Genomic DNA, 22,859 nt, shown 5'->3' on the forward strand with positions numbered 1-22,859 from the left:
ATATTACGATTGATTTGCTCAAAAAAATACCCTCTTAGTTACAGCAGGTCACTCCCTCAAAGGATTCCAGGATTGAGCCGAATGCTTGCCGGGCTTCTTCCCACACCGGGGGTTTAATGCAGTAGCAGACACGGGGCGGGTTAATTTCTCCCTGGATAATGCCGATACGTTTTAGCTCCTTCAAATGCTGAGAAACCGTCGCCTGAGCAAGTTCCAGTTCATCCACCAAGTCACCGCAAACGCATGCTTTACGCGCAATCAGTAGTTGCAAAATCGCTACCCGTGCCGGGTGCGCAAATGCTTTTGCTAGATCCGCAATGCGGTTCTGCTGCTCAGTAAATATTTCTGTCTTTGTAACACCCATGCGGCAAACTTAATAAGAAAAAGTTAAATCGCAATATTGCGATAGAAAAATTGCTAAACTTGATCAAGTATAACCTTAGGTTATAGCCGTCACGCCCAAATTAATCCGGTGGTATTTCTGTACCGTACAGCGTCGGGATTAAAGCATTAGGACCTTCCAGAGAAACTTGAAGGCAAGTTAAGATTTCAGCGAGCGGCTTCTCTGACTTGGAAGTCACGCTTATGGCTGGGTCGTCAAGTAAAAGCCTGCGAAACCACTCCGACGGCATGCTTTGCTCTTGACCTGATGATGTCAGCAGAACAAAAGCCCGTCCAGGTCTCTGAACGGGCTTTTTGACGCCATAACTACATTCGAGTTTGCGCTTGCTGCTACTGCGCGGCGGCAGGTTCACTGTAAAAGAAGTCATCCATGATCACCAGATCGTTGTTGCCGTTGTAGCTGTACTGACCTGAAATTCCAGCAGAACCGGTAGTGATTGTTACCCTGGTAACACGGTTGTCGGGAAAAAACACACCGAGAAACGAGAAGCTGTTGCCGTCCGTGCGGGGCGGGACGTTGAATTTGCCCAGGCTCTTGTCGCCTTCGAAGTACTCGATGCTGGATACATTCGCGCGGTCGACGTCCGAGAATACCGCGCCAAACCCCCTTACGAATGCGGCATTGGAAGTGCCGGGAATACGGAAACTGATGTCCATTTTGTTGCTCCCGATCGCAGCAAACGTGCGCGCGACGCTGAACGATCTGAACTGCTCGCCACTGGCCGATACCACATCGCCAAAATCCTTGTCGCTCACCCGGAAACCCTTGCCGGGGGTGGTGAACACGACACCGCGCTTGCGGCCTACCGCCACTGCGGGATCGGTGCTATTGAAAAAGTCGCCCGGAAATGCATCCGTGTTCGTCTGGTTGTCGGGCACGGCGTCCCAGTTGATTTCCCTGCGCCCGGTTGCATTAACGGTCGTGTTGAGCGGATCGCCGAGCAGCGTGCGAAAGGCGGCAACCTGGGGGTTGATATCACCGCTGCCTTTGATTTCGGTAACGTTGGGCGCCGGCGTGGGGTTTGCGTCGTCTTTATTCGATTCGCAGGCACCCAGGGAAGCAATGCAAGCGATGAATGCAATATTATTCAGAATGGATTTGATGGAAATTTTCATGACAAAATTCAGTTTTGTGTTATTTAAAATGAATTGCTTAAAGCGGGATCCACGATTGTTCGTAGAAATTGGCCAGTACCTGCGGTGCACTAATTTCGCTTTGCGTTGAATTGGTAAACACAGCGAGCTGTACTTTTCCGAAATTGTAAATCATCGTTTCGCAATGGTTACCCTCGCCTTTTTTCCAGTAATAATTGCCTTTGGTGCCGGTGAGTTTGCCGTCGTAGCCAAGCAGGTTTTGCTTCATCGCGGTGGTGCCATCCAGGCTGATAATCTTAAATTGGGCCACAGCCGACTGAATTTTTGCAAACTGCGCCGCGCTGATGTACAGGCCCGTCGCACCCGGGTTCATGTTGTTGTCGGCTTTGGCAATCCCCGGCTCGTCGCCGATCCGCGACGGGTAACCCTTCGTGCCTTTGTCGGCATCGATGTCGCCGTTGGACTCCCAAGCTTTCCAGGCTATCAGGTAAGGGTGCGCCAGTCCTGCGGGGATGAAGACATTGAAGCGGACGAATTCACGGAAATGCATCGCGGTGATTTTGAAAAGCTCCCAATCCGATGGCTGGCTGTTCATGTGGTTGAGCATCGTGGCATTACCCTGTTGGGCAAGCTTTTTGGCCACCACGTAGGGAAGTGCCAATGCCAGCAGGTCGTAGTTGACATGGTTGTCGTCGCGGGTGAGCTGCGAAAACTCCGGTTCCTGCAAAGGCCCCTCCACCGTTTGGCGAAGTGAAAGAAGTCCTTTATTGTGGCTGATCAATCCTGTTTTATGGGCAAGGAGCCGTTCGAAAGAGAGCTGCTTGAACTGCGTGCTCGGCTTCCAGTGCGGCGGCAGGAACTGGTACACCTTTGCCGACAGCGGTACATCGTATTTTTCCAGGGCCTTAATCACCGCCACTGCCGTCACATACTGGGTCACCTGCATCGTTTCCTGCCGTACAATGGCGCTGTGGCTTTGAAGCGGCACGTCGAAAGGCTTCCTGGCCCAGCCGTCGCCCCCATTGGTTCGGAAGTACTCCACGCCGTCGTTGTACAATGCGTAACCGAACCCGGCAACCTTCGGTTCGAGGTAGCCTTCGATGAGCTGTGCAAATTTTACCTGGTCGAATTTGGTAGGGACCCCCAGCTTGGCCGACCGCACCGCCTCCGGCACAGGGGAGTCGTTGAGCAGTGCGTCCTCATTGCGGCAGGCCGAGGAAAAGAGCATCAGGCCAGACACCATACCGGTGCCGACAATTTTTAACAAATTGGTTTTCATGGATACTATGGATATGGATATAGAAAAATGGAAATACAGGGTGTTGAGAGCTTCAAAAGATCACAGCAGCGCCGAGGCCGGGACCATTGTTTTACTGTTCAGATAGGCGCGGGCAGCCTCGGCATTGTCGATCCATGGGAACAGGCTTGGCGGATGGTTGAAGCCGTTGACGAAGTCGGAGGCTACTTCCGGGTGGCGGGAAGCGGCTTGCAGGATGTTGACCATGTGCGGCGCAGGCGGCGCGAGAAAGATGTCGCAAAACCGGTTGACATACTGTGAATATTGCCAGAATGCGTCGAATGTGCGGTTCATCCACGCCACATCGAAAGGTGCATCGCCACGGTCGATGATCGCCTGTGCATATACGTTTGCCATTTTGGATGCATTGTTCCCGCCCTGGCCCACGATCGGGTCGTTCAGGATCACTGTATCGCCAAGGCCAAGCACGGCCGCTGTCGAATTGAGCTGTACCACCGGCTTGCGCACCACCGGGGTGAATGACCCTTTCAAAAATGCATTATTGCCCACCACCGCGGCATTTTCGAATGCAGGGTAGCGCCACGGGAGCAACATTTGCATCATTTCCTGCGCTTTGCTGAGAATCTGCACGGCCGAATCTGCCTCGTCGAACACGTCCATCGGACCGCCCGGAACGCTTTCTACCAGCAGAAATGCGCATTGAATGTCGTCTTTCTGGTAAAATGGCGCGGTGATGATTTCGCCGGCGCTCATGACGGCATCGAGCGTGATGGAATGGAAGCGTGTTTTTTCGGTGTGTTCAAAATCATTGATATGGATCTGTACCAGCTTCCGCGCCGGGGCAAGGTGCGTCGACCGTTCGTCGTCCCGGGTGAAAAGCCTCGCCAGCGGCCCCTTGCCTGAGGATACGATTACCAGGTCGAACTGCCCTGTGCATGCGAGCAGGTCGGATGGCGTGGTGTCGCTGACGATGAACCTGCCGCCCAGCCTTTCGAACAATTTGATCCATTGATAAAATTTCAGCCGCTGGTCGATACTTGCGCCGGGTTTGCTCGTCCGCGATTTGATGCCGAATGCATAGTCGCCGGCAGGTGTCCCGAAATTGATGTGAAAGCCCGTGGAATGGAATGCCGTATCGCGCCACAAGTCCAGTCCCAGCTCCTTTTCGAGTTGCAGCGAATCGTTGAACAGGTAGGTGGCACCGGTAGGCGGGCCATTGAAAATCTCCTCTGCCGAACGCTCCGAAATGATGGTAATCTGGTAACCGCTTCTGACCAGTCTGATGCCCAGGTGCAACCCCGATTGGCCGGCACCCATGATTGCTATCTTTCTCATTGATCCCCTTTGTTTTGGTTTGTGATTGACGTCAGCAAAGGTATATCCCGCAAGAGGTGCCAAATGGTAAGCGATCCTAAAAAAGTATAAAAAATTATAAAAATCGGGCACATGTAATTTGACGGGAAAACCGTAAAGCTACCTTTGTAGGGCTTTAAAAAAGAACATTTTAGATGTTATGGGTCTCGAAACGATTCAAATTCCCGATTACCAGCTCACCCAGCAGATTTACAAAGAGGGTGATACCTTGCTTTGCCGCGCCGTGAAGGAAAGCACCGGCCGCGAGGTGATCCTGAAAGTGTCGCCGCAGGCGGCCGGCAGCGACGCCGATACCGGCATGGTTTTGCCGTGGAACGATGTATTCGGGCGCGTGCTCAACCATGTCCGCTTCATCCGCACCGAAAGCCACCAGATTACCGAGCTGGAAAATTTTACCGGCATTCATTTGCCGCAATACCTCGACAACCATGCCATTGACCTGCCTGCCGCAGCGGCCATCGCCTCCGGGCTCGTCCGCACGGTGGAGGAGCTGCATTACCTGGGCATCACGCACCCCGACCTGCGTCCGGCCCATTTCCTGATCAACCCCGGCACGCTGGAAGTGAGGCTCGCTGACCTTGCCTGTGCATATCGAGGGACTTCCGGCGAAAGTGCTCACGGCCGGGGAGCCATCGGCCTGCATTATATCTCGCCCGAGCAAAGCGGCCTTACCGACGTACCAGTGGATTATCGCTCGGAGTACTACCACCTGGGTGTGATGCTCTACCGGTTATTTACCGGCAAATTGCCGTTCAACAGCACCGATCCCAACGAACTTGTACATGCGCATATCGCACGAGCGCCTCTGTGGCCGGCGGATGCCCCCGAGCTTCCGGGTATTATTACGCTGAAACTCCTCGCCAAGAAGCCCGGCGACCGCTACCAGACCACCCGCGGACTGCTGGAAGATCTTGCTTACTGCGCGAATGTCGCCGGAAGCGGAGCAGAGGGCTTCGTTTCCGGCAGGTACGACCAGCCCGGCGTGCTGCGGCTACCCGGCCAGCTGTATGGCCGGGAAAATGAGCTGGCTGCGCTGCTGGCGGCTTACGGGCGCATTGGCGAGCGCAACGAACTGGCTTTGATTTCGGGCCAGTCGGGGATAGGCAAGTCGTCGCTTGTAGCGGCATTGGAAAACCAGCTGGAACGTGCGGGGGCGCTGTTTGTTTCCGGCAAGTTTGACCAGTATGTCCAGAATATTCCTTTTGAAGGCGTCATCAAATCACTGAAACAATTGGTGGGCAAGATCTCCGGAATGGATGCTGGTCACTGGAAAACGGCCATCCTGGATGCCGTAGGCACTTTGGGGCAGATCGTAATCGATGTCATTCCTGAAATGCAGCAGATCATCGGACGTCAGCCAGCCGTAGAACGGTTGCCGCCGCTGGAAGCGCAAAACCGGTTCGTGAATGTTTTTACCCGGTTTATCAATGTATTTACCAAAAAGGAACACCCGCTGGTGATCTTCCTCGACGACCTGCACTGGGCGGACCTGTCCAGTCTGCGCTTTTTGAGCCGCATCACCCATTCGGTAGAAGGGAGCAACCTGCTGATCATCGGTACCTACCGCGACAATGAAGTATCCGCTTCGCATCCCCTGCGCGCGGCCATTCACGACCTGGACGGCAGGCAATCGGCATTAACGCAGATTACGATTGCACCGCTCCAACGGGAAGACATTGCCGCACTGGTAGCCGACACTTTTTCATGCCCCGGGCAGGCCGCATTGCCGGTCGCCGAGATCATCCTGGCCGGCACGCTGGGCAATCCATATTTTGTTCGCGAAACCATCGCCGATTTCTGCCAGCAGGGGCTGATCCATTACGATCCCGGCAGGCGGCGCTGGGAGTGGGATATCGCGGCTTTGAACGGCAACGCCAGGTCAGGGTCGTCGCAGCAGCTGCTGGCTGCCAAAATCAACCACCTTACAGCTCACGCCCGCCATGCAGTGATGACGGCCTCGTGCATCGGAACGGAGTTTGACCTAACGGTGCTTTCGGCGCTGCTCGACAAGACGCCGCAGGAAACAGGCGAAGACCTGCAAGAAGCGCTGGCCGAAAACCTGCTCCGCATTACCGCAAGCCGTCAGCCGCAGGAGCACTATCTGATTCAAAGCAAATACATTTTCGTACACGATCAGGTGCAGCAGGCGGCCTATGATCTGCTGTCGGAGGCACAACAGGTTGAAATACATCTTCATATCGGCTATTTTTTACTGGAAAGACTTTCATCAGCCGAGCGCGACGCGCAGCTTTTTGAAATTGTCAATCATTTCAATTACTGCCGTGCTTTTACCGGCGAAGCGGAGAGGTGCAGCGTTGCCAGGCTCAATCTGGAAGCCGGTCAGAAGGCCAAGGCATCATCGGCCTATTCAGTCGCATTTGCTTATTTCACCAAAGGCAGGGAAATGCTTGTTCCGGAAGATTGGCACCGGGATCACCCGCTGGCGTTTTCATTGCATGTTCAATGCGCGGAAGCAGCATATTTGGCCGGTCATCCGGAGGCAAGCCTCGGAATAGCCGGCCTGGCGCTGGCCCGGGTTGAGAAATGGGAAGATAAGGTCGAGATACGGGACGTGCAGATCCGTGGACTCATTCTCAGCCGACAGCATGAGCGCGCCGTAGCGCTATCGCTCGATGTGCTCCGGGAACTGAAAATCACATTCCCACGCGAGCCCGGCAACCGGCACATTATCGCCGCCTACCTGAAATCGAAATGGTTGCTGCGTGGGAGAAATATTGCCTCGCTCGCAGAGCTGCCGGCCATGACCGACGCCCGGACGCTTGCTGCCATGCGCGTTTTGCAAAATATCACGGCCATTGTGTTTGCCCGCCAGCCGGCGCTGTACCCACTGATGGTGATCAAAATGATGGAATTGTCGCTTCGATACGGGGTGGCTGCCGAGTCGGCGATTACGTTCACCACCTACGGCGCGATCGTGAATGCGATCGAGGGCAATCCGGGGGCTTGCTATGGGTTCGGGAACCTGGCCCTGTCGCTGGCCGAACACACGGGCGGGGTGGCCCGTGAGCGCACTTTGCTCGTGTACAACATTGTGAACAGGCCCTGGGGCGAGCACATTAATAATTCCCTGGAACCGCTTCGCAGGTCTTACGAAAAAGGCATTGAAATGGGCGACCTCGAATACTGCACTTATGCATCGAGCTCGTATGCGTTCCATTTGCTGCTGTCGGGCAAAAACCTGCGGTGGTGCAAGCACGAAATGCTGCGGTTTAACGAACCACCGCGGGCACTTTCACGGGAGCCCATGACGCACTTCAATGAGCCGCTGATCCAGACCGTGGCCAACCTCCTGGGTGAAAACGACGATCCTGTGCGGCTTACCGGAGCGTATTTTGATGAAAAGCCTGATTTCTCGGCTATCCTGGGCCAGAACGACCGTTCGAGAATGTTTGCCAGTTTCGTTTACAAAATGATCCTGGCGTATTTGTCGGGCGATATGCTGCGTGCGACGGAACATGCCGTGCATGCGGTGCCCTTTATCGATGCCGCACGCGCATCGCTTTTCGAGCCGCTTCACAGCTTCTTTTTGGGTTTGGCCAATGTGGCATTATACCGCGGGACCAGTCGCCGGACCGGGCAAATGCGTGTGGCCGACGTACACCGCCGCAAACTTCGGCGCCTTGCCAGGCTGGTACCGGTTAATTTTGAGCACCGCTACCTGTTGCTGGATGCCGAAATACTGGCCGTGCGGGGAAAGAGCATGGAGGCGATCGCACGTTACGACCAGTCGATCCTGGCTGCGCTTGAAAACGGTCATCCGCATGAAGCTGCCTTGGCCAACGAACTGTGCGGGCGGTACTGGACGGACAAAGGACAGGCAAAAACAGGACTGATTTACCTGCAATCCGCATTGGAAGGTTACCGCGAATGGGGCTGTGTGCTGAAAGAACGACAACTTACCGCCGCATTTCCCGTACTCTCGCAAGCCCCGCCCGCGCAGCCCGGTACGCCAGTCCATGCGGGTGAAAGCATTGCCTCCACGCTCGATCTGTCCACATTGATGAAGGCTTCTGCCACCATTTCCAGCGAGGTGGTATTCAGCCAGCTGATGGAAAAACTCATGCAATTCGCCATCGAAAACGCGGGCGCACAGGCGGGCTACTTTGTGCTGGATTGGGGCGGCGAGCTGGTGATCGAGGCGACGCGCTCCGTGGTGAATGAATCGAGCGACCTCCGTAAAATACCGCTGGCCGAATCAGCCGAGGTGCCAGTTTCCATGATCGGGCATGTTTTTCGGGAAAAGACGGACATCATCCTTCACGACGCCCGTATGAGCGCATTCAAAAATGATCCGGTCGTGAAAGCGCGTCAGGTGCTCTCCGCATTGTGCATCCCGGCACTCAACCAGGGTAAGGTCGTAGGCGCACTTTACCTGGAAAATAACCTTGCTACCGCCGTTTTTACCCTGGAACGCACGCAGTTGATCAAACTACTTTCGGGCCAGATCGCCGTCGCGATCGAGAATGCGATTTTGTATGAAAAGCTGGAACAGAAAGTAGCGGTCAGGACCGCCGAAATTCAGGTACAGAAAGAGGAGATCGAACGGCAGAAGCAGCTGGTAGAGCAAAAATCCAGGTTTAAGGAGCAATTCTTTGCCAATATGAGCCATGAAATCCGCACGCCGATGACGGCCATTCTGGGTATGTCCGAGCTGATTTTTGATACACCTCTCAATGAAAAACAGCTCGAATACGCCCGTGGGATCCGGTATTCGTCGGAAAACCTGCTGGCGATCATCAACGACGTGCTCGATTATTCCAAAATCGAAGCAGGCAAATTCTCATTTATCAACAAGCCTTTCCAGGTCGGTGACCGGATGGAGCGGTTGGGTTATATCCTGCGGGTAATTGCCGAAGAAAAAGGGTTGGAACTCCGCATCACCGTCGATTCCGACGTGAGCCCACAGGTGATCGGCGACCCGATCCGCCTGCATCAAATCCTGCTGAACCTGGCCGGTAATGCCGTGAAGTTTACCGAAAACGGCTCCGTTTCGATTCATGTGGCGGTACTTTCACGCGATGCCGGCCAGGAGCAGTTGCAATTCAGCGTCGCAGATACCGGCATAGGCATCGCGGAAGACAAGCTGGAATACATTTTCGAAACCTTTACCCGGATCGACGACGACTCCAACAGTCGGCAGTCTGGTACCGGGCTGGGGCTCTTCATTGCGCGGAAGCTGGTGGAGGAACAGGGCGGCCGTATGCAGGTTACCAGTAGGGTAGGGCACGGGACCGAGTTCCGGTTCGATCTCACATTCGAAATATGCAGCACATTGGAAGACCATGACGACCCCCGCGCGGACGTGTTGCTTACGGGGCTCTCGGTGCTGCTTGTGGAGGACAACCTTTTCAACCAGGTGGTGGCCGAAGAAACGCTGAAAAAGATGATCCGCGATGTGCGCGTCACCGTCGCCGACAATGGCGCGATCGCATTACAAAAGCTGGATGAAACGCACTTCGATATAATCCTTATGGACGTAAAGATGCCCGTCATGGACGGTTACACGGCGACGCGCGCCATACGCGCACGGGAGAACGGTGCCCGCGTGCCCATCCTCGCATTTACGTCCAATGCCAACCCGACGGAAGCTGAAAAGTGCCGCGATGCCGGAATGGACGATTACATTACCAAGCCCATTGAAGCAAAGAAACTGAAATACAAGATCCGGAAGCTGGTGCAATCCCGGGAAACGGCGGCATCGACGCCGACGATCATCCGGCCGGAAATGCAGTAGCCCAAAAATGATCGAAAGTGCCCTGGAATGCCGCGAGCTGTGGGCCTGTCGACGATGTGTCTCCCTGGTCGACAAGTGCTTCCAAGTGCCGCATTTGTTCTGCAAGATCAGCCAACCCTACATAATTGAACTGGGTTTTGAGGCCGTGGAGCGTGGTGGAAAGTGCCTCCCATTCGCCGTTTTCGTACAGTTGCGGCAGGGATGCGACCTGTTGCGGCACCTGCGTTTTAAATATTGTGATGAAGCGTGTGACCAGCCTGTCGTCGCCGCCCATCAGGTTTTGGAGCAACGATAAATTCATTGTCATGCCACTGCGGGTTTGAAGATCAGTTTGTAGCCCTCGCCATGCAGGTTGAGGATCTCCACAGCCGGGTCGGCTTTGAGGAACTTGCGGAGTTTGCTTACATACACATTCAGGCTGTATCCGCGGTAATGTTCCTCGTCTCCCCAGATGCCCATCATGGCGGCGTCGCGCGTGAGGACTTTGTTCTGATGTTCACAAAAAAGTTTGAGAAGCTTGGACTCGATGGACGTCAGCTTGATTGTTTGCCCGGAGACCGTCAGCTCACGTAATTCCGGATCGAAACGGGAATGGCCCCACTCGAAGTGGCTTGTGCGCCTCGCCTTTTCATGCAGCTTCACCCGTTTCAGAATGGCCCTGATCCGCAGGTAGAGCTCTTCCATGCTGAAAGGTTTTGTGAGGTAATCGTCGGCGCCAAGCGTCAGGCCGCGAATTTTATCTTCCTTGAGGGATTGCCCGGTCAGAAATATGATAGGGATGGTTTCGTCTATCTCCTTGATCTCCTCTGCCAGCGTGAAACCGTCTTTTTTAGGCATTTTGATATCGAGTACGCACAAATCGAAAGGTCGCGATTTGAAAGCGTCGAGCCCGGCCTGGCCATCGTGTTTGAGCATTACCGTGCAGCCCTTCATTTCGAGATATTCCTTGGTGAGTTCGCTGTACTGGATCTCGTCGTCGATGAACAACAGATGTGGCTGTTCCATAAATGGTTAAATGAGTTCGGTTGAGCAAAATTTCGCAGGGAGGGAATGCGATATTAGCCAAACTGCTGGTGCGCGGCAAGACAAATCTATTTAGCGGCAGGTGGGAAAGCTTACATTTCGGGTCATAACTGCTTCGCTAGCCACCTAATGCATTAGAGAATTCTATAAAGACAAGGGCTTGTCTGATTGGCCCCTTGAAGGGACAGTTTTTTTCGTTTTTTCGTGCTGGTATACCCTAAAAGTAAATTTTTCTATGTTTCCTGAATGGTATCTGGACAGCTATTTAATCACAACCGTAACAAAATCATTCATGGTGAGCACGGGTGACTATGGGATCAAGTCAATTCATACTTCAAATAATGGACTCCATCCAAAAACCGGCCGCGATGGCCAATGATCTGCCAATAATGATTTACATTTCCGTTTTCATCGATCAAGACACTGATGGCGCGTCAGATTAGCGGCTTTAACTTCAAGCATATCTTCATTTTTATATTTTCATCGCTGGTGTACGCATTATGCCAGATGCTGCTGAGCAATATCGTCATGCAGGATGATTTATGGAGAAAGTTTGCCGTCCAGTTGACGGCCCATTATGTGGTGGTGGTCGTGATGTGCGCCGCGGATTATAACTTGCTGCTGTTTTTGAATAAACATTTTCCCTATTCAAAGAACGTCTTGTACCGCATCATCGCCGACCTGGTGGGATTGACTTTGATATGTTTTGCGCTGCTATGGATTTTTGATTTGATGCTCTACAAAATATTGCTCATTTCCGCTGCGGGATTGCCTCCGTTTACAACCAAATTTGCATTGGGCATCCTCACCAATGCGCCTATAATGCTCGTCTTTGAGTTGATCCATTATTTTCGGTCCGAACAGAAGGCGATTGCCGATTCCGAAAAGGCGAAACGTGAAGTGCTGTTGTTTCAGCATGAGACATTAAAAGCACAGATAAACCCGCATTTTTTGTTCAATTCCCTCAATGTGCTATCATCGCTCATATACCTGAACCCCAAGAATGCCAATAAGTTTACCAAGGCGCTTTCCAGAAGTTACCGGTACGTGCTTTCCCTGAACCAGCAGCCTGCCGTCACGGTCGCAGAGGAAATGGAGGCGCTTGATTCGTACATTTTCCTGATGCAGATGCGGTTTGAAAACGCTTTCACTTTTAAGGTTCATCAATCGGGTGGGATTGAAAACAATAAAATTGTTCCGCTCACCATGCAGCTTCTTATGGAGAATGTGTTCAAGCACAATATTGCCACCGAGGAAGCACCTTTGGATATTCAGATTACGATTGGAAACGAACATATTATCGTGGAAAATCAGGTACGACCGTCCAGCAACGCAGACAAAAGTGGTATCGGACTAAAATACCTGAAAAAGCAGTATCAACTGTATGGTAAGGAAATTGCAGTCGAGCATACCGGCAATCAATTCATTGTGAAAGTCCCTTATATTGAGCCATGAAATACCTGATCGTAGAAGACGAACGGTTTGCCGCCGAAGAGCTGAAACGCATGATGACGGCGTTGCGTCCAGGTTACGTGTTGGAGAAACGGACCAAGACTGTGATTGAAACCATAACCTTCCTAAAAACGGTAAAGGTTGATTTGATCCTCTTGGACATCAGGCTCGCTGATGGCAGTTGTTTTGAGATATTCAACCACGTCGAGGTAAAAACCCCGGTTATATTCACAACTGCTTATGATGAACATGCGATCAGGGCGTTCAAGTTAAATAGCATCGACTACCTGCTCAAACCCTTTGAAGAAGTGAGCTGGAATCGGCCCTGGTCAAGTTGGAACATATCTTTCATAGCTCCTTTGTTCGACCGGATCCCGGCAGCTTCCCTCACCTGCTTCCGGCGAGCACAAAAAACCGTTTCCTGATCTCAAAAGGAGAAAACTATCATTATATTGAAGCGACCGACATCGCTCATTTTTACAGTGAGGACCGTGTGGTTTTTCTGCATACGTTCAACGACAAACGTTACATCGTCAACTATACTTTGGATCAGATTGAACAGCAGCTTGATCATCAGCTGTTTTTCCGAGTTTCGCGCAACTGCATTGGCAATCTGAAAGCCATAGAAAATGTAGCCAAATACTTCAACAGCCGGTTGCAGGTTACCTTTTCGCCGGCATGCCCGCATGAAGTGCTCGTTAGCCGCGTGCGCGTGCCCGACTTTCTGAAATGGATGGACGGCGTTTTGGAATAGCCGATAACCGGCATTCGAAATTCCATTTCCTGTATTCTGCACTTCAGCCTGCCCATTCTAAACCCTGTGGTTTTTGACTTTTGGTGTTGTATCATTCGGCTCACATTTGCTGAGAAATGAACAATTTAAACGCCAGTTAAGTCTAAGTCATGAAATCAGCATCATTATTTGCAACAATGCTCGGGACCTTGCTTTGTCTGAAAGCAAACGCGCAACAAGCCTCTTTTAAGACCGAGTTCATTGGTAATTCAGGTTACTGGTTTTTGCCAAGTGGGGATAAGCCGAAAGAAAAGATCGGTGACAGCAAAGGATCTTCCATTGTGTACCAGGGCGCAGTGAATATCCCATTGTCAACCAGACTCAATGAACATAACCGCCCCACTGCCTGGGGTGTGGGTTTCAGCGGTGCTTACGCATACCTGAATAATGAGCATTTCGCCGGCGAAATGGTGTCCGAGATCATGAACCTGCAAGCGGGCATTTACCACCTGCGGCCGCTCAATGAGAAATGGTCCCTCAGGGCGAGTGTGGGTATAGGTGTATTCACTCCATCGACGGATTTTTCTAATATCGGGTTCAAAAACGTACTCGGAAGTGCCGGCGTAGTTTTTATCCGCCATTTGAAACCAAACTTGTCGATTGGTGGCGGTTTGGCGCTGAACAGTTCGCTGGGCTATCCGATGGTGTTTCCGGCCGTGTATGTGAACTGGAAGCGCCACGGCAAGTTCAATGTGAGCGCTGAATTGATTGACGGCCTGGACGTGGCGGCCAGCTACAAGCTAAATGACCACTTGAAGCTTTCGTGGGTATTGGAAATGAATGGCCAAGTGGCCCTGCTTGAAAAGGAGGGTAAAGATGTGATATTCTCTCACCAATACATAGTCACCGGGCTGCGTCCGGAAGTGAAGTTGGGGAAAACCGGGCTTACGGCGACGGCCATGGTTGGGCTGAACCTGTACCGCCCGGCTGCATACAGCGACAGGACGTTGAAGGGGATGTTTGCCTCCAATAATGACTACTACTTTTCTGCATCTCCCTATGCGTCCATTGGCCTGAAATGGGATTTGAAACGATGAAAGTCAAGCGCGCATTGGAATACATCGGGTACAAGAGCGCCTATGGTTTCGTGTATGTAATGAGCCTGGCCCCGATGACGCTGCTGTACGGCATGGCTACGGTCGCCTTCATTTTAGCCTATTACGTGCCCGGATACAGAAAGGCGGTGGCGGTTCAGAACGTGGCCCGCTCTTTCCCGGACATGCGGTATGGTGAGGTGGTCGGCATTGTCAGAAAATTTTACAGCTGTTTCACCGCCTATCTCGCTGAAATCGTAAAAAGTATTTCGGCACCGGCAGCGGTGCTCGGCAAACGGATGGTTTTCGAGAACGTTGAGCTTATCAGAACGCACCTGAATGCCGGAACGAATGTCATTGTCTGCCTGGGGCACTGCGGTAACTGGGAGATGCTTAGTTTGATGCCCTACAAACTTGGCCTGGACATGTATGCCGTGTATAAGCCTCTGCGTTCGCAAACTATGGACAAACTCATGATTAAACTGCGGTCGCGGTTCGGCATGAAGCTTATACCCGACAAGCAGGTGACGCGGCATATCCTCACCAGGAGATCAGCACCAGCCGCGTATCTGTTCCTGGCAGATCAGTGCCCATCCGTCGGGGATGATAGCATCAGGCTCGACTTACTTGGCCAGCCCACATATGTCGTCTCAGGCATGGAGAGACTGGCACGGCAGAGCGGATCGGCGGTGGTGTTCCTGCATGTGACACAGCTTTCGAAGGGATATTACGAAGTGCGCTGCCTGCCGGTATGTGCCCAGGCGCAGTGCACGGTCAACGGAGAAATCACGAGAAAGTACGTCTCACTGCTTGAAAACAATATCCTCGCAGAGCCGTATGGTTGGTTATGGACCCACAAGCGCTGGAAAAGATAGGAATTTACCCTTGATCCCAATATGAATATGTATCAATATCCCGATGACGAGTCCTATCACAATGAGTGTTTTTCTGATATTAGAGATGTGAAATCGGATTTTAGTAAGCGCCAGTTTTTTAATTGCGTGTTCCGGCATTGCCGGTTCGAAAGGTCGAATTTCAGCAGCTGTAACTTCATCAATTGCCAATTTACCCGTTGCGAGCTGTATCGTGTCGATGTTCAGCATACCGGCTTTCGCAATGCGATTTTCGATGAATGTGCAATTGTGGGGGTAGAATTTTCAAAGTGTAATGCATCTTTGCTGTCCTTCGCGTTTTCCAGGTGCGTTTTGGATTATTCGAGTTTCGCCGGGACTCGCATTGCGACGACAAGATTCGATAAATGCACTCTGCGCAATGTAGACTTCGCCGGAGTAGATCTGACGGGGTCTTCTTTTGAGAACTGCGATCTTTCGGCTGCAAGGTTTGAAAATACCATATTGGACGAGGCTGATTTTGAATCGGCTTTTAATTTTACTATCGATCCAAGGCTCAACCGAATTAAAAACACATCATTTTCCAGGCAAAATATCACCGGGCTTCTGGACAGATTTGAGATAAAGATACGTGAGCCCCAATCATATTGTGAGCAGATACTGGACACGCTTATGCTCCCATGCTTTTAACATCATCAATGTAATAGCGAGCCGTTAGCTGAAAATAGAAGCGTCCGCATAAGGATCGCAAGCGCAAGTGCCAGATATCCTTATATGAAATTTCAATCAACATTCCCAATTGAATAGTCGGATAGGTCTCTGTTCGTGGGAATAACTAATCGATTTTCTGGCATACCAGCCGCGCCAGCAATTTTGAGTTCGAAGCCAGTCTTACCAGATATCTCCAACTATACGATCTTGTCCCTTCAAAAAATTCGGTCGTTAAAACGTACCTTTCGCCGGAGTTTTGTAGCTGCAAACGGCTCAGGAGACATTCTTATAATCTCGTCAGATGATGGTGTAACATGGACTGCTAATACTCAGGTCGGCGAACGGACTGATTTTACACCAGCAATGGCCGCATTCAAGGACAAGCTAGTTATCTTTTTTGTTGCAAAAAATGGCACTGGCGCACTGCTCATGAGTTCATCTAATGATGGTGTCAAAATGGAGCCTTAATTTTCAAATCGGCCAAACAACTTCCACTGCCCCCGGTTTGACCGTTGTAGGTGATAAACTTGTTGTCGGATTTGTGGCTCGAAACGCAACCAATGGCGTTCTATTGTCTAGTTCATCAGATGGATTTAGTTGGGGGGACAACACTGCTACTGGTCAAAAATCCAAATCCGGGATTAATCTCATATCCTTGAACGGGAGAACCAATATCTTGGCGATAATGGTAGTGCTGATGCGGCAGGAGCAGCCTTCTTAATGGAGAGATTTATACCAGCCACGCTAAATGAACAAGATCAAGTCCAGTGTGGGATTTTTAGTGGCAGGTTGGATAGCAATTGGGATAGCGATAGGTGGGCAAAGTTTTATTCTAGCGACTTTTTAGAGCTAGTTAGCTCATTTGTATCATAAAACCTTGCTTATCGGTTAGTAATTAAGGTTTTTTCCATGGGAGTAAATTCCTGACGATCTTCTGGATAAGGAAAGGACAACATTCCCAGGAGGGAGGGAAACTGAGGAAATGCCACCACCACCAAGGCAAATCCCACCACCATCAAGGGAGAGATAAAAAGGGCGCCGAACTTCGGCGCCCTTTTCCTATATATACTCTTTTGATTGTAATTAAGGATATATATTATAGACCATACCAACTTGATAATTGAATGTATGGCTTCCGGGTTTGAAATTATATGAAGTGAAATATCCATCGAGCAGGGCGTCAGGCCAGCCCCAATTCATATGGAAAAGCATACTGCTACCATTAAATAGCCATTGGTATTCTGTTGTGTTAGGGTCACCATCATCTTCCCATTTGTTGCATATATAATCCGTTGCTAAATTGGCCCCATCACATACCCAGGCATGTCCATCATCATATACATTAAAAATCCACCATTTACCTACTCGACCCCCCTTTAAGATAACGGGTCTTCCTGCGGATATGTTTGCAAATACAATGGAAGGGTCGTAATTACTGCTCCATGTGGCAGAAGTATATCCATAATCGTTTCTTAAAACATTATCGGCATCATCAGTCTGTGAACCAGAACCATCACACCCATAATCCATATCAAGATTTTCGCCTATATCCTTCATTAGGTTAGCCGTGGCTGTGCTTCCCCCAGAATTAGGCATTGCGGACCAATTAAAGGTAGACGGATAGTGGTGGAAAGCCATAATTTGCGCAACTGCCGTAGCAACGCAGCCGGTAGGTGGTCTTCCATTGTCATAAAGTGAGCAGGACATGTTGTCTAAGGCATCGTTAAAGCCCACTCCTTGACCCCAATGAGTCACTGTAAGGGGAGAATAGGTTTCATACGTGCTATATGTTTGGCCATTGTAGGCACATTCGGGTTCAGAGAATGAAAGCGTCTCATTTAGAGCAATACTAGCCTCAATTGAAAAATTATACCATGCAGATTGAACAGATTTAGATTGTTTTATACCATCTTGTCTTATCTGTTTTACTAATTCATCAGTATTTGATAGCCATCCTACTACACCACTAGGGTAAACGAAATAACTGTCAATTGGAAAGTAACCATCTTCTGAATAGGCTAATATAGGATGAAGCCTATTATCCCCAGATATAATGGTAAATCCACCACCATCAAAGTTATAAATATAAAAACTAGCATTATCTTGTTCGTGTTTAACTGAAAGCGAGTTCTTTATTTTTTTTGGTTTATTTTTTTCGGAATGTAACTTCATGTTCCTAGCAGACATATTACTAGGATCTTTTTTAAATGAGATAGGGAATATCGTTGTTAAAATGGCAACTTTACTTGCGTCTTCACTTGACACTATATGATTATCTATTTCACTTATATTGTCTTGATAATCAGTAATACTTGATTCTTTGCAGTTATTTAAAAATACTAATAAAAGAAGGCATATTTTCTGTAAATACTTTTTCATGAATTATAGGTTTTTTGTGATAGTGAAAGTTCTTGATTTTTCGTACTGATCCCCCGTCTTATTCCACTTTATTACGTCGTTATATGAAACCTGAGTACAGATGGTGGAAGAACCTGATTTGTTAAAATCGCACTGAATGGTATCTATATCGCTATTTGGGAACTCGATTAATGTAATTGGAGTTTCTTGATTGTCATTTGGGTATAACCTGAATATATTTCTATTTTCAGAATCTTTAACAATGGCATAGCCTCTAGGGTAGTCAAGATTACCCTTGAAATAAAGCTCTTTTTTTCCATTAATTAAGTAATATACCTTAATATTACTATCACTAATCTCGTTCTGTTCGATTAGATTAGCGCCAGATGAATTAACCAGTACAATATCGATGTTAGTATCGATATTGACAGAATTTATTTTTTTGTCTTTGCATCCAAAAATTAGGAAGCAAAAAATGATAAGAAATAGTTTTGAAATGTTCATGAGGTTAATGGAGGTTTATTGCCTCCGTATTAAGTGCCGAAATAGTACTACACTTCAAATATATGTATAATGCTCATGTGTCCATACGTTAACTTGTGAATTAACATATAGATAATATGAAGATGTATTGCGGGGATTTTGGAAACTGTTTAGCTTCTTTATGCTGGCAGAACACCGGCACTATAAGGTGGCTCCAAAAAGCGGCACACATTCTTGCACAACCTAAGTGCAATGGAAAAGCGATTTGGGGTAAAATCCCGAAGAAGTTATGATGCTGATTTCAAGCAAGAACTGACTACAATGCTAATGTCCGGCAGGAGTGCGCGAGAACTTTCCCAGAGTTTTGGAATTGCAGAAAATCTTCTTTATCGTTGGAAAAGCATGGCGACGATGAAGACAAAAACGAAAACGGGCGATAGTGAAAGCAGTAAGTCTGCGAAGCTTGCGGCTGAGAATGCAAGATTGCGGGCTGAGAACGAACGCTTAAAAACCGACCGTGAGATACTAAAAAAGGCGTTAGGTCTTTTCAGCAAGTCCGACTGAGAGACGTCTATGACTTGATTTTCAACCTGTCGAGGACGAATAAAGTAAGCTACCTATGTCGATTATTCGACGTTAGCAGAACGGCCTACTACCGATACAGGCGCGGAGAAAGTCATAATGCGGACAAGAAATATAACCGTCCAAAGCATGAAGTTCGGATCGAATTTATCCGGAACATGAAACGCTACGGCAGTCGACGAATCAAGGAATCCTTGAAGCAAAAAGGCATCAGAATCGGCCGTCGAAAGGTGGTTGAAATCATGCGAAGAGAGGGTTTGAAAGCGATCCAGCCTCCCAGATTCATTCCAAGGACTACTGACAGTAAACACGGCAAACGGATTTGCGATAATCTGCTTCTCGATCAGCCAAAGCCGGATCACCCCGATGCGATATGGGTGTCGGATATTACCTACATGCCACTAAAAGGTGGTAAATGGGCATATTTGTGTATCTGGATGGATCTGTTCTCTCGCCAGATTGTCAGTTGGAAGCTTGATGAGAATATGCAGGAAAATCTGGTGAGGGAGCCATTGGAAAAAGCGCTGTTGAAGCGAGGAATTAAGCCTGGTCTAATAATTCATTCTGACCGGGGAGGTCAATATCTGTCACGTAGAATGAAGCAAGTAGTCAAAACTTTCAGATTGAAACAAAGCATGTCGCGAGCTGACGATCCCTACGACAATGCCTGTGCGGAGTCATTGTGGAGTCGATTAAAGGCCGAACTGAGTATTCCCAAAGGAGGATATATCAACCTCGAGGTATTGAGATCCGTACTTTTTGAATACATCGACGGGTATTATAACACCCGGAGGTTACATTCCTCTTTAAATTACCGAAACCCCGTAGCATTCGAAACTGAATACTACCGAAAAACTGGTTAAACAGAAATAAAATCAATTACTAACCAGCAAGAAGTGTAAACCAAAAAGGAACCACGTCACCGGGCGTTTAGGGCTAGTGATGAGAGACGCATACAAATTGTCATGGAATATTCTCCAGTTAGTCAGCTAATGCTCTCTTTCTGATAGAATATTTTCTATTAGATGCCTAATCGGACGGGAATTTCCCTAATATGGTTCTATTGTGGTATTATCACGAGTTTGGCCACTTCGGGTTCATCGAAGGCAGTGCACTGATTCAAATACCGCTCCATTTGCTGCTGACTCTCTCCGTAGACGTTTGAGCTGAATTCAAAGGTTCTCAGCAGCTCCCCTCTGAACGATTTGAGCAGAATTTTATCCTATCGTGTAATTGGAAAAATTGCATTAGGTCATACTCCGATATTTCCCCAGGGACCTTCTCGTAACGGTCACGCTGGGACTGGTCCAAAAAACGTGATGCCATGCGAATATGGGTTATCAAAAAGGGTGTCAAAATTCACTCCGTCTGAAATTGGTTTAAAGCCTGTTTTTAACCGTCAAAAAGTATATTTGTAAAGGAACTCCTTTTTGTTTGATAAATTAAGTGAAAGACCAGATAAGTCTAACCAAACGGGTAGCACTATATGCAAGGGTATCCACCATGGATAGAGGACAGAATCCGGAAATTCAGCTAACCCAATTAAGAGAATATGCCCAGAGACCTAATTTTGAAGTCACCCTTGTCTGTAGCATTCTATACACTTTAAGGACTGTTCTAATGCGTTAAGTAGATATTGAAGCCTGTTTTTGTTTGCTTCTTTATGAACCAATTCATCCTTCTTTCTCGCGGCTCTGTTGCTTTGATAATATACGAACAAGGCTGCACTAGCGTCAATAATTGCTGCTATAATTTGCGCAGTGATGTTAACCCAATCGATTTCTGTACTTTGTCGTGTAGTCTTGGATTGTTATTTCCATACCGATTTCTACGTGTTTGTAACTATTGGTCATGCTTATTTCACATAGAAGATACTCCTGTTGCTACCGGAATACAAAAAGCCATATAGTCCGCCTGATGACGTCATTATTGTTGGAGACCACGGTCGTAATAGACCTTCACTAAGTTCAATCGATATTCTATCTTGAACTTCGCCATCATTGTTGAATTTGATAAAGTTATATGCTCCAAGATTGCCAAACATTATGAACCCGCCTTTTACAGATGGCAGTAGTGTTGCATCCGATCCTTGTATTTCTTTTTCCCAAATTTTGCGTCCTGAACTATTTAGCTTTCGGTATCCTACTCCTGTTGGATAGCTTTGTTTTTCAATAATGATTGATCCGTCTGCTAATGTGATCATTTGGCCGTATGTATCGGCGGGTTGTATTCTATCCCATTCGATATCACCCGATTTGTTGATTTTCACAAGCCACCTGTCATAATCACCTTCGATATCTTCGGTTTTGTCCAGGGAGATTTTAGAGTTCGAAACGCAATTGAGCAAATATCCACCATCAGGTGTAACTTTGATGTTGCTTATGTATTCGGCATCACTGCCGCCGATTGTCTTGTCCCATTGCTTGTTACCCTGGGCGTCGACTTTGACTATCCAGATGTCATAGGCGGTGTTCGTGTCGTTTGAAGCAGAGTTTTTCTGTGGGCTTGACTTATTGTTGCCTACTCTGGTGTTTGACATTCCTGCAAGAACGTACCCGCCATCTGAGGCACTTATTACTTTTCTTAGGTTGTCCCCCGGAAACATCATACTAGGATTTGGTATTCCATAGAACTCTTTTTCCCATATTTTCTCGCCGGTGTTCGAAATTTTCAATAGTCCATACCTTTTCGAGTTTGTTGTTGTGCCTAGAATATATCCTTCGTCACCGGCAGTCAGTATCGATACCGTATATTTTGAATCTTCCCAATCAAGTGATTTTTTCCAAAGAAGCTGCCCGGTTGCATTAAGACTAATAATTTGCTTTGAGTACCAGCCATTTATCGCTGCGATGCAGCCTCCATTTACAGACTCGGCTAAATGGTAGTCGATACTATCTTGGAACTGCCCTATATCGGTTATCCATTGTCGTTGATACTGTTCAATTTTGAAGTTTTCAGTCCTTGTTAAAGTGATGTTTTTGTTACATACGGTTTGTACTATGGCTGTTACCCTAAAATTTCCACTTTTCGAAAAGTTTTGTGTGACTAGGGTTTTTCCATTTGTTTCGATTTGGACCGTCTTTTCGTCGCTAATAATTGTCCATGCTACCTTACCTATCGATGTGCTATCTGTGCCGACTAAGACAAAATTTACATCCTGCCCAGAAATATGTTGTATTTTAACTTCGGTCGGTGTAAGGCATTGATGTTGAGGGTCTACTTGGCTGTTTTTTTTCTTGCATGCTGCAATGAAGACAAAAATAGCTAGTAGTAGGGGAAAGGTTCTCATGTAGGTATTATGGAAAGAGTTGGGTGTCGAGTCTCAAAAGTAATGCTTTCTTAATTAACACGGGGAACGTCCTCTTCGATACTTTACTAACGATTTTTTTGAACCTTCGCTTCGGAAGACGTTGCTTAATGCTGATGTAATTTTGACACCTGAAAATAAGCCTGAACCAGTTCTGTTCAAGATCCATAAAACCGGTATAGATTTTTCTGGAAATATCTAACCGTCAAGTTGAAAGTAAAAATCCGATAAGGCAGATGTATTATTGAATTTTGAGTTAGTCAAAAGCGCCAAATATTACATTCCCAAACTCATTCGCGTGTCCCTCCTGTATCCAATCCTTGCCTACTCTGTTGCTGCCGGTACCCGGCTAGCTCCATGGCATTTTTGGCTATGTTCCTT

Annotated in this window: 20 protein-coding genes; 11 read left to right on the forward strand and 9 right to left on the reverse strand. The window is 48.6% G+C overall.

The genetic code is table 11. The annotated features are described in order from the left end of the window. Positions 1-34: 34 nt before the first annotated feature. The 4 genes from DFER_RS04215 to DFER_RS04230 form a co-directional block, all read right to left on the reverse strand. A complete protein-coding gene (locus tag DFER_RS04215) occupies positions 35-364 on the reverse strand; it encodes an ArsR/SmtB family transcription factor (RefSeq protein ID WP_015810362.1) in 330 nt (109 codons plus the stop codon). Between the two features lie 368 nt (positions 365-732). Further along, positions 733-1,518 (reverse strand): hypothetical protein, encoded by a 786-nt coding sequence (locus DFER_RS04220; protein WP_015810363.1) that lies wholly within the window; start codon positions 1,516-1,518, stop codon positions 733-735. A 37-nt stretch (positions 1,519-1,555) separates the two neighbouring features. Further along, positions 1,556-2,776 (reverse strand): serine hydrolase domain-containing protein, encoded by a 1,221-nt coding sequence (locus DFER_RS04225; protein WP_015810364.1) that lies wholly within the window; start codon positions 2,774-2,776, stop codon positions 1,556-1,558. A gap of 60 nt (positions 2,777-2,836) precedes the next feature. Then, complete coding sequence (locus DFER_RS04230; protein ID WP_015810365.1) at positions 2,837-4,090, reverse strand: styrene monooxygenase/indole monooxygenase family protein; 1,254 nt, start codon at positions 4,088-4,090, stop codon at positions 2,837-2,839. Positions 4,091-4,268: 178 nt separating this feature from the next. On the opposite strand from DFER_RS04230, the gene DFER_RS04235 reads away from it, so the two are divergent. Continuing rightward, positions 4,269-9,884: an AAA family ATPase gene (locus DFER_RS04235; protein WP_015810366.1), complete on the forward strand. Its 5,616-nt coding sequence runs from the start codon at positions 4,269-4,271 to the stop codon at positions 9,882-9,884. Here the strand turns inward: DFER_RS04235 and DFER_RS04240 are convergent. After that, the gene (locus DFER_RS04240) at positions 9,862-10,191 is read right to left on the reverse strand and encodes an Hpt domain-containing protein (RefSeq protein WP_015810367.1); all 330 of its coding nucleotides are present in this window, start codon (positions 10,189-10,191) and stop codon (positions 9,862-9,864) included. The genes DFER_RS04235 and DFER_RS04240 overlap by 23 nt on opposite strands. Further along, positions 10,188-10,889 carry a response regulator transcription factor gene (locus tag DFER_RS04245; protein ID WP_015810368.1) on the reverse strand — a complete coding sequence of 234 codons (702 nt, stop codon included), beginning with the start codon at positions 10,887-10,889 and terminating at the stop codon, positions 10,188-10,190. Before DFER_RS04245 ends, DFER_RS04240 begins: the two co-directional genes overlap by 4 nt. 444 nt (positions 10,890-11,333) lie before the next feature. On the opposite strand from DFER_RS04245, the gene DFER_RS04250 reads away from it, so the two are divergent. From DFER_RS04250 to DFER_RS29830, 7 genes are all read left to right on the forward strand, one after another. After that, on the forward strand, positions 11,334-12,362 hold the full coding sequence (locus DFER_RS04250; protein ID WP_015810369.1) for a sensor histidine kinase: 1,029 nt from the start codon (positions 11,334-11,336) through the stop codon (positions 12,360-12,362). Further along, the gene (locus DFER_RS30325; RefSeq protein ID WP_015810370.1) at positions 12,359-12,784 is read left to right on the forward strand and encodes a LytR/AlgR family response regulator transcription factor; all 426 of its coding nucleotides are present in this window, start codon (positions 12,359-12,361) and stop codon (positions 12,782-12,784) included. Before DFER_RS04250 ends, DFER_RS30325 begins: the two co-directional genes overlap by 4 nt. 68 nt (positions 12,785-12,852) lie before the next feature. After that, positions 12,853-13,113, forward strand: coding sequence for a LytTR family DNA-binding domain-containing protein (locus DFER_RS30475; protein ID WP_229206179.1), 261 nt, complete (start codon positions 12,853-12,855; stop codon positions 13,111-13,113). Positions 13,114-13,262: 149 nt separating this feature from the next. Then, on the forward strand, positions 13,263-14,189 hold the full coding sequence (locus DFER_RS04260; RefSeq protein WP_041734738.1) for a DUF6268 family outer membrane beta-barrel protein: 927 nt from the start codon (positions 13,263-13,265) through the stop codon (positions 14,187-14,189). Next, positions 14,186-15,061, forward strand: coding sequence for a lysophospholipid acyltransferase family protein (locus DFER_RS04265; protein ID WP_015810373.1), 876 nt, complete (start codon positions 14,186-14,188; stop codon positions 15,059-15,061). The genes DFER_RS04260 and DFER_RS04265 overlap by 4 nt, the downstream gene beginning before the upstream one ends. A gap of 27 nt (positions 15,062-15,088) precedes the next feature. After that, the gene (locus DFER_RS30835) at positions 15,089-15,727 is read left to right on the forward strand and encodes a pentapeptide repeat-containing protein (protein ID WP_374754560.1); all 639 of its coding nucleotides are present in this window, start codon (positions 15,089-15,091) and stop codon (positions 15,725-15,727) included. Positions 15,728-15,955: 228 nt separating this feature from the next. Beyond that, positions 15,956-16,216 (forward strand): hypothetical protein, encoded by a 261-nt coding sequence (locus DFER_RS29830; RefSeq protein ID WP_143828656.1) that lies wholly within the window; start codon positions 15,956-15,958, stop codon positions 16,214-16,216. A 615-nt stretch (positions 16,217-16,831) separates the two neighbouring features. Here DFER_RS29830 and DFER_RS04275 read toward each other — a convergent pair. Together DFER_RS04275 and DFER_RS04280 are read right to left on the reverse strand one after the other, a co-directional pair. Then, entirely contained in the window at positions 16,832-18,127 is a 1,296-nt protein-coding gene (locus DFER_RS04275) for a C10 family peptidase (protein WP_015810376.1), read from the reverse strand. A gap of 3 nt (positions 18,128-18,130) precedes the next feature. Continuing rightward, a complete protein-coding gene (locus tag DFER_RS04280) occupies positions 18,131-18,610 on the reverse strand; it encodes a hypothetical protein (RefSeq protein WP_015810377.1) in 480 nt (159 codons plus the stop codon). A gap of 231 nt (positions 18,611-18,841) precedes the next feature. On the opposite strand from DFER_RS04280, the gene DFER_RS04285 reads away from it, so the two are divergent. The 3 genes from DFER_RS04285 to DFER_RS29510 all read left to right on the forward strand — a co-directional run bounded on the left by DFER_RS04285 (position 18,842) and on the right by DFER_RS29510 (position 20,800). Continuing rightward, positions 18,842-19,153 (forward strand): transposase, encoded by a 312-nt coding sequence (locus DFER_RS04285; RefSeq protein ID WP_015810378.1) that lies wholly within the window; start codon positions 18,842-18,844, stop codon positions 19,151-19,153. Positions 19,154-19,167: 14 nt separating this feature from the next. After that, positions 19,168-20,034 carry an IS3 family transposase gene (locus tag DFER_RS04290; protein WP_015810379.1) on the forward strand — a complete coding sequence of 289 codons (867 nt, stop codon included), beginning with the start codon at positions 19,168-19,170 and terminating at the stop codon, positions 20,032-20,034. A 640-nt stretch (positions 20,035-20,674) separates the two neighbouring features. Beyond that, on the forward strand, positions 20,675-20,800 hold the full coding sequence (locus DFER_RS29510; protein WP_229206180.1) for a hypothetical protein: 126 nt from the start codon (positions 20,675-20,677) through the stop codon (positions 20,798-20,800). A gap of 226 nt (positions 20,801-21,026) precedes the next feature. On the opposite strand, the gene DFER_RS04295 is transcribed toward DFER_RS29510, so the two are convergent. After that, the gene (locus DFER_RS04295) at positions 21,027-22,460 is read right to left on the reverse strand and encodes a hypothetical protein (protein WP_015810381.1); all 1,434 of its coding nucleotides are present in this window, start codon (positions 22,458-22,460) and stop codon (positions 21,027-21,029) included. Between the last annotated feature and the right edge of the window lie 399 nt (positions 22,461-22,859).

The organism is Dyadobacter fermentans DSM 18053 (assembly GCF_000023125.1).
Classification (GTDB): Bacteria; Bacteroidota; Bacteroidia; order Cytophagales; family Spirosomataceae; genus Dyadobacter; species Dyadobacter fermentans.

Excerpts from the sequence above, each read along its gene's own strand:
- DFER_RS04240 (WP_015810367.1), bottom strand. The coding sequence starts at position 10,191 with ATGACAATGAATTTATCGTTGCTCCAAAACCTGATGGGCGGCGACGAC.
- DFER_RS04230 (WP_015810365.1), bottom strand. The coding sequence starts at position 4,090 with ATGAGAAAGATAGCAATCATGGGTGCCGGCCAATCGGGGTTGCACCTG.
- DFER_RS30325 (WP_015810370.1), top strand. The coding sequence starts at position 12,359 with ATGAAATACCTGATCGTAGAAGACGAACGGTTTGCCGCCGAAGAGCTG.
- DFER_RS04295 (WP_015810381.1), bottom strand. The coding sequence starts at position 22,460 with ATGAGAACCTTTCCCCTACTACTAGCTATTTTTGTCTTCATTGCAGCA.
- DFER_RS30835 (WP_374754560.1), top strand. The coding sequence starts at position 15,089 with ATGTATCAATATCCCGATGACGAGTCCTATCACAATGAGTGTTTTTCT.
- DFER_RS29510 (WP_229206180.1), top strand. The coding sequence starts at position 20,675 with ATGGATAGAGGACAGAATCCGGAAATTCAGCTAACCCAATTAAGAGAA.
- DFER_RS04250 (WP_015810369.1), top strand. The coding sequence starts at position 11,334 with ATGGCGCGTCAGATTAGCGGCTTTAACTTCAAGCATATCTTCATTTTT.
- DFER_RS04235 (WP_015810366.1), top strand. The coding sequence starts at position 4,269 with ATGGGTCTCGAAACGATTCAAATTCCCGATTACCAGCTCACCCAGCAG.
- DFER_RS04215 (WP_015810362.1), bottom strand. The coding sequence starts at position 364 with ATGGGTGTTACAAAGACAGAAATATTTACTGAGCAGCAGAACCGCATT.
- DFER_RS04285 (WP_015810378.1), top strand. The coding sequence starts at position 18,842 with ATGGAAAAGCGATTTGGGGTAAAATCCCGAAGAAGTTATGATGCTGAT.
- DFER_RS04225 (WP_015810364.1), bottom strand. The coding sequence starts at position 2,776 with ATGAAAACCAATTTGTTAAAAATTGTCGGCACCGGTATGGTGTCTGGC.
- DFER_RS04260 (WP_041734738.1), top strand. The coding sequence starts at position 13,263 with ATGAAATCAGCATCATTATTTGCAACAATGCTCGGGACCTTGCTTTGT.
- DFER_RS04275 (WP_015810376.1), bottom strand. The coding sequence starts at position 18,127 with ATGAAAAAGTATTTACAGAAAATATGCCTTCTTTTATTAGTATTTTTA.
- DFER_RS04245 (WP_015810368.1), bottom strand. The coding sequence starts at position 10,889 with ATGGAACAGCCACATCTGTTGTTCATCGACGACGAGATCCAGTACAGC.
- DFER_RS04265 (WP_015810373.1), top strand. The coding sequence starts at position 14,186 with ATGAAAGTCAAGCGCGCATTGGAATACATCGGGTACAAGAGCGCCTAT.
- DFER_RS04280 (WP_015810377.1), bottom strand. The coding sequence starts at position 18,610 with ATGAACATTTCAAAACTATTTCTTATCATTTTTTGCTTCCTAATTTTT.
- DFER_RS04220 (WP_015810363.1), bottom strand. The coding sequence starts at position 1,518 with ATGAAAATTTCCATCAAATCCATTCTGAATAATATTGCATTCATCGCT.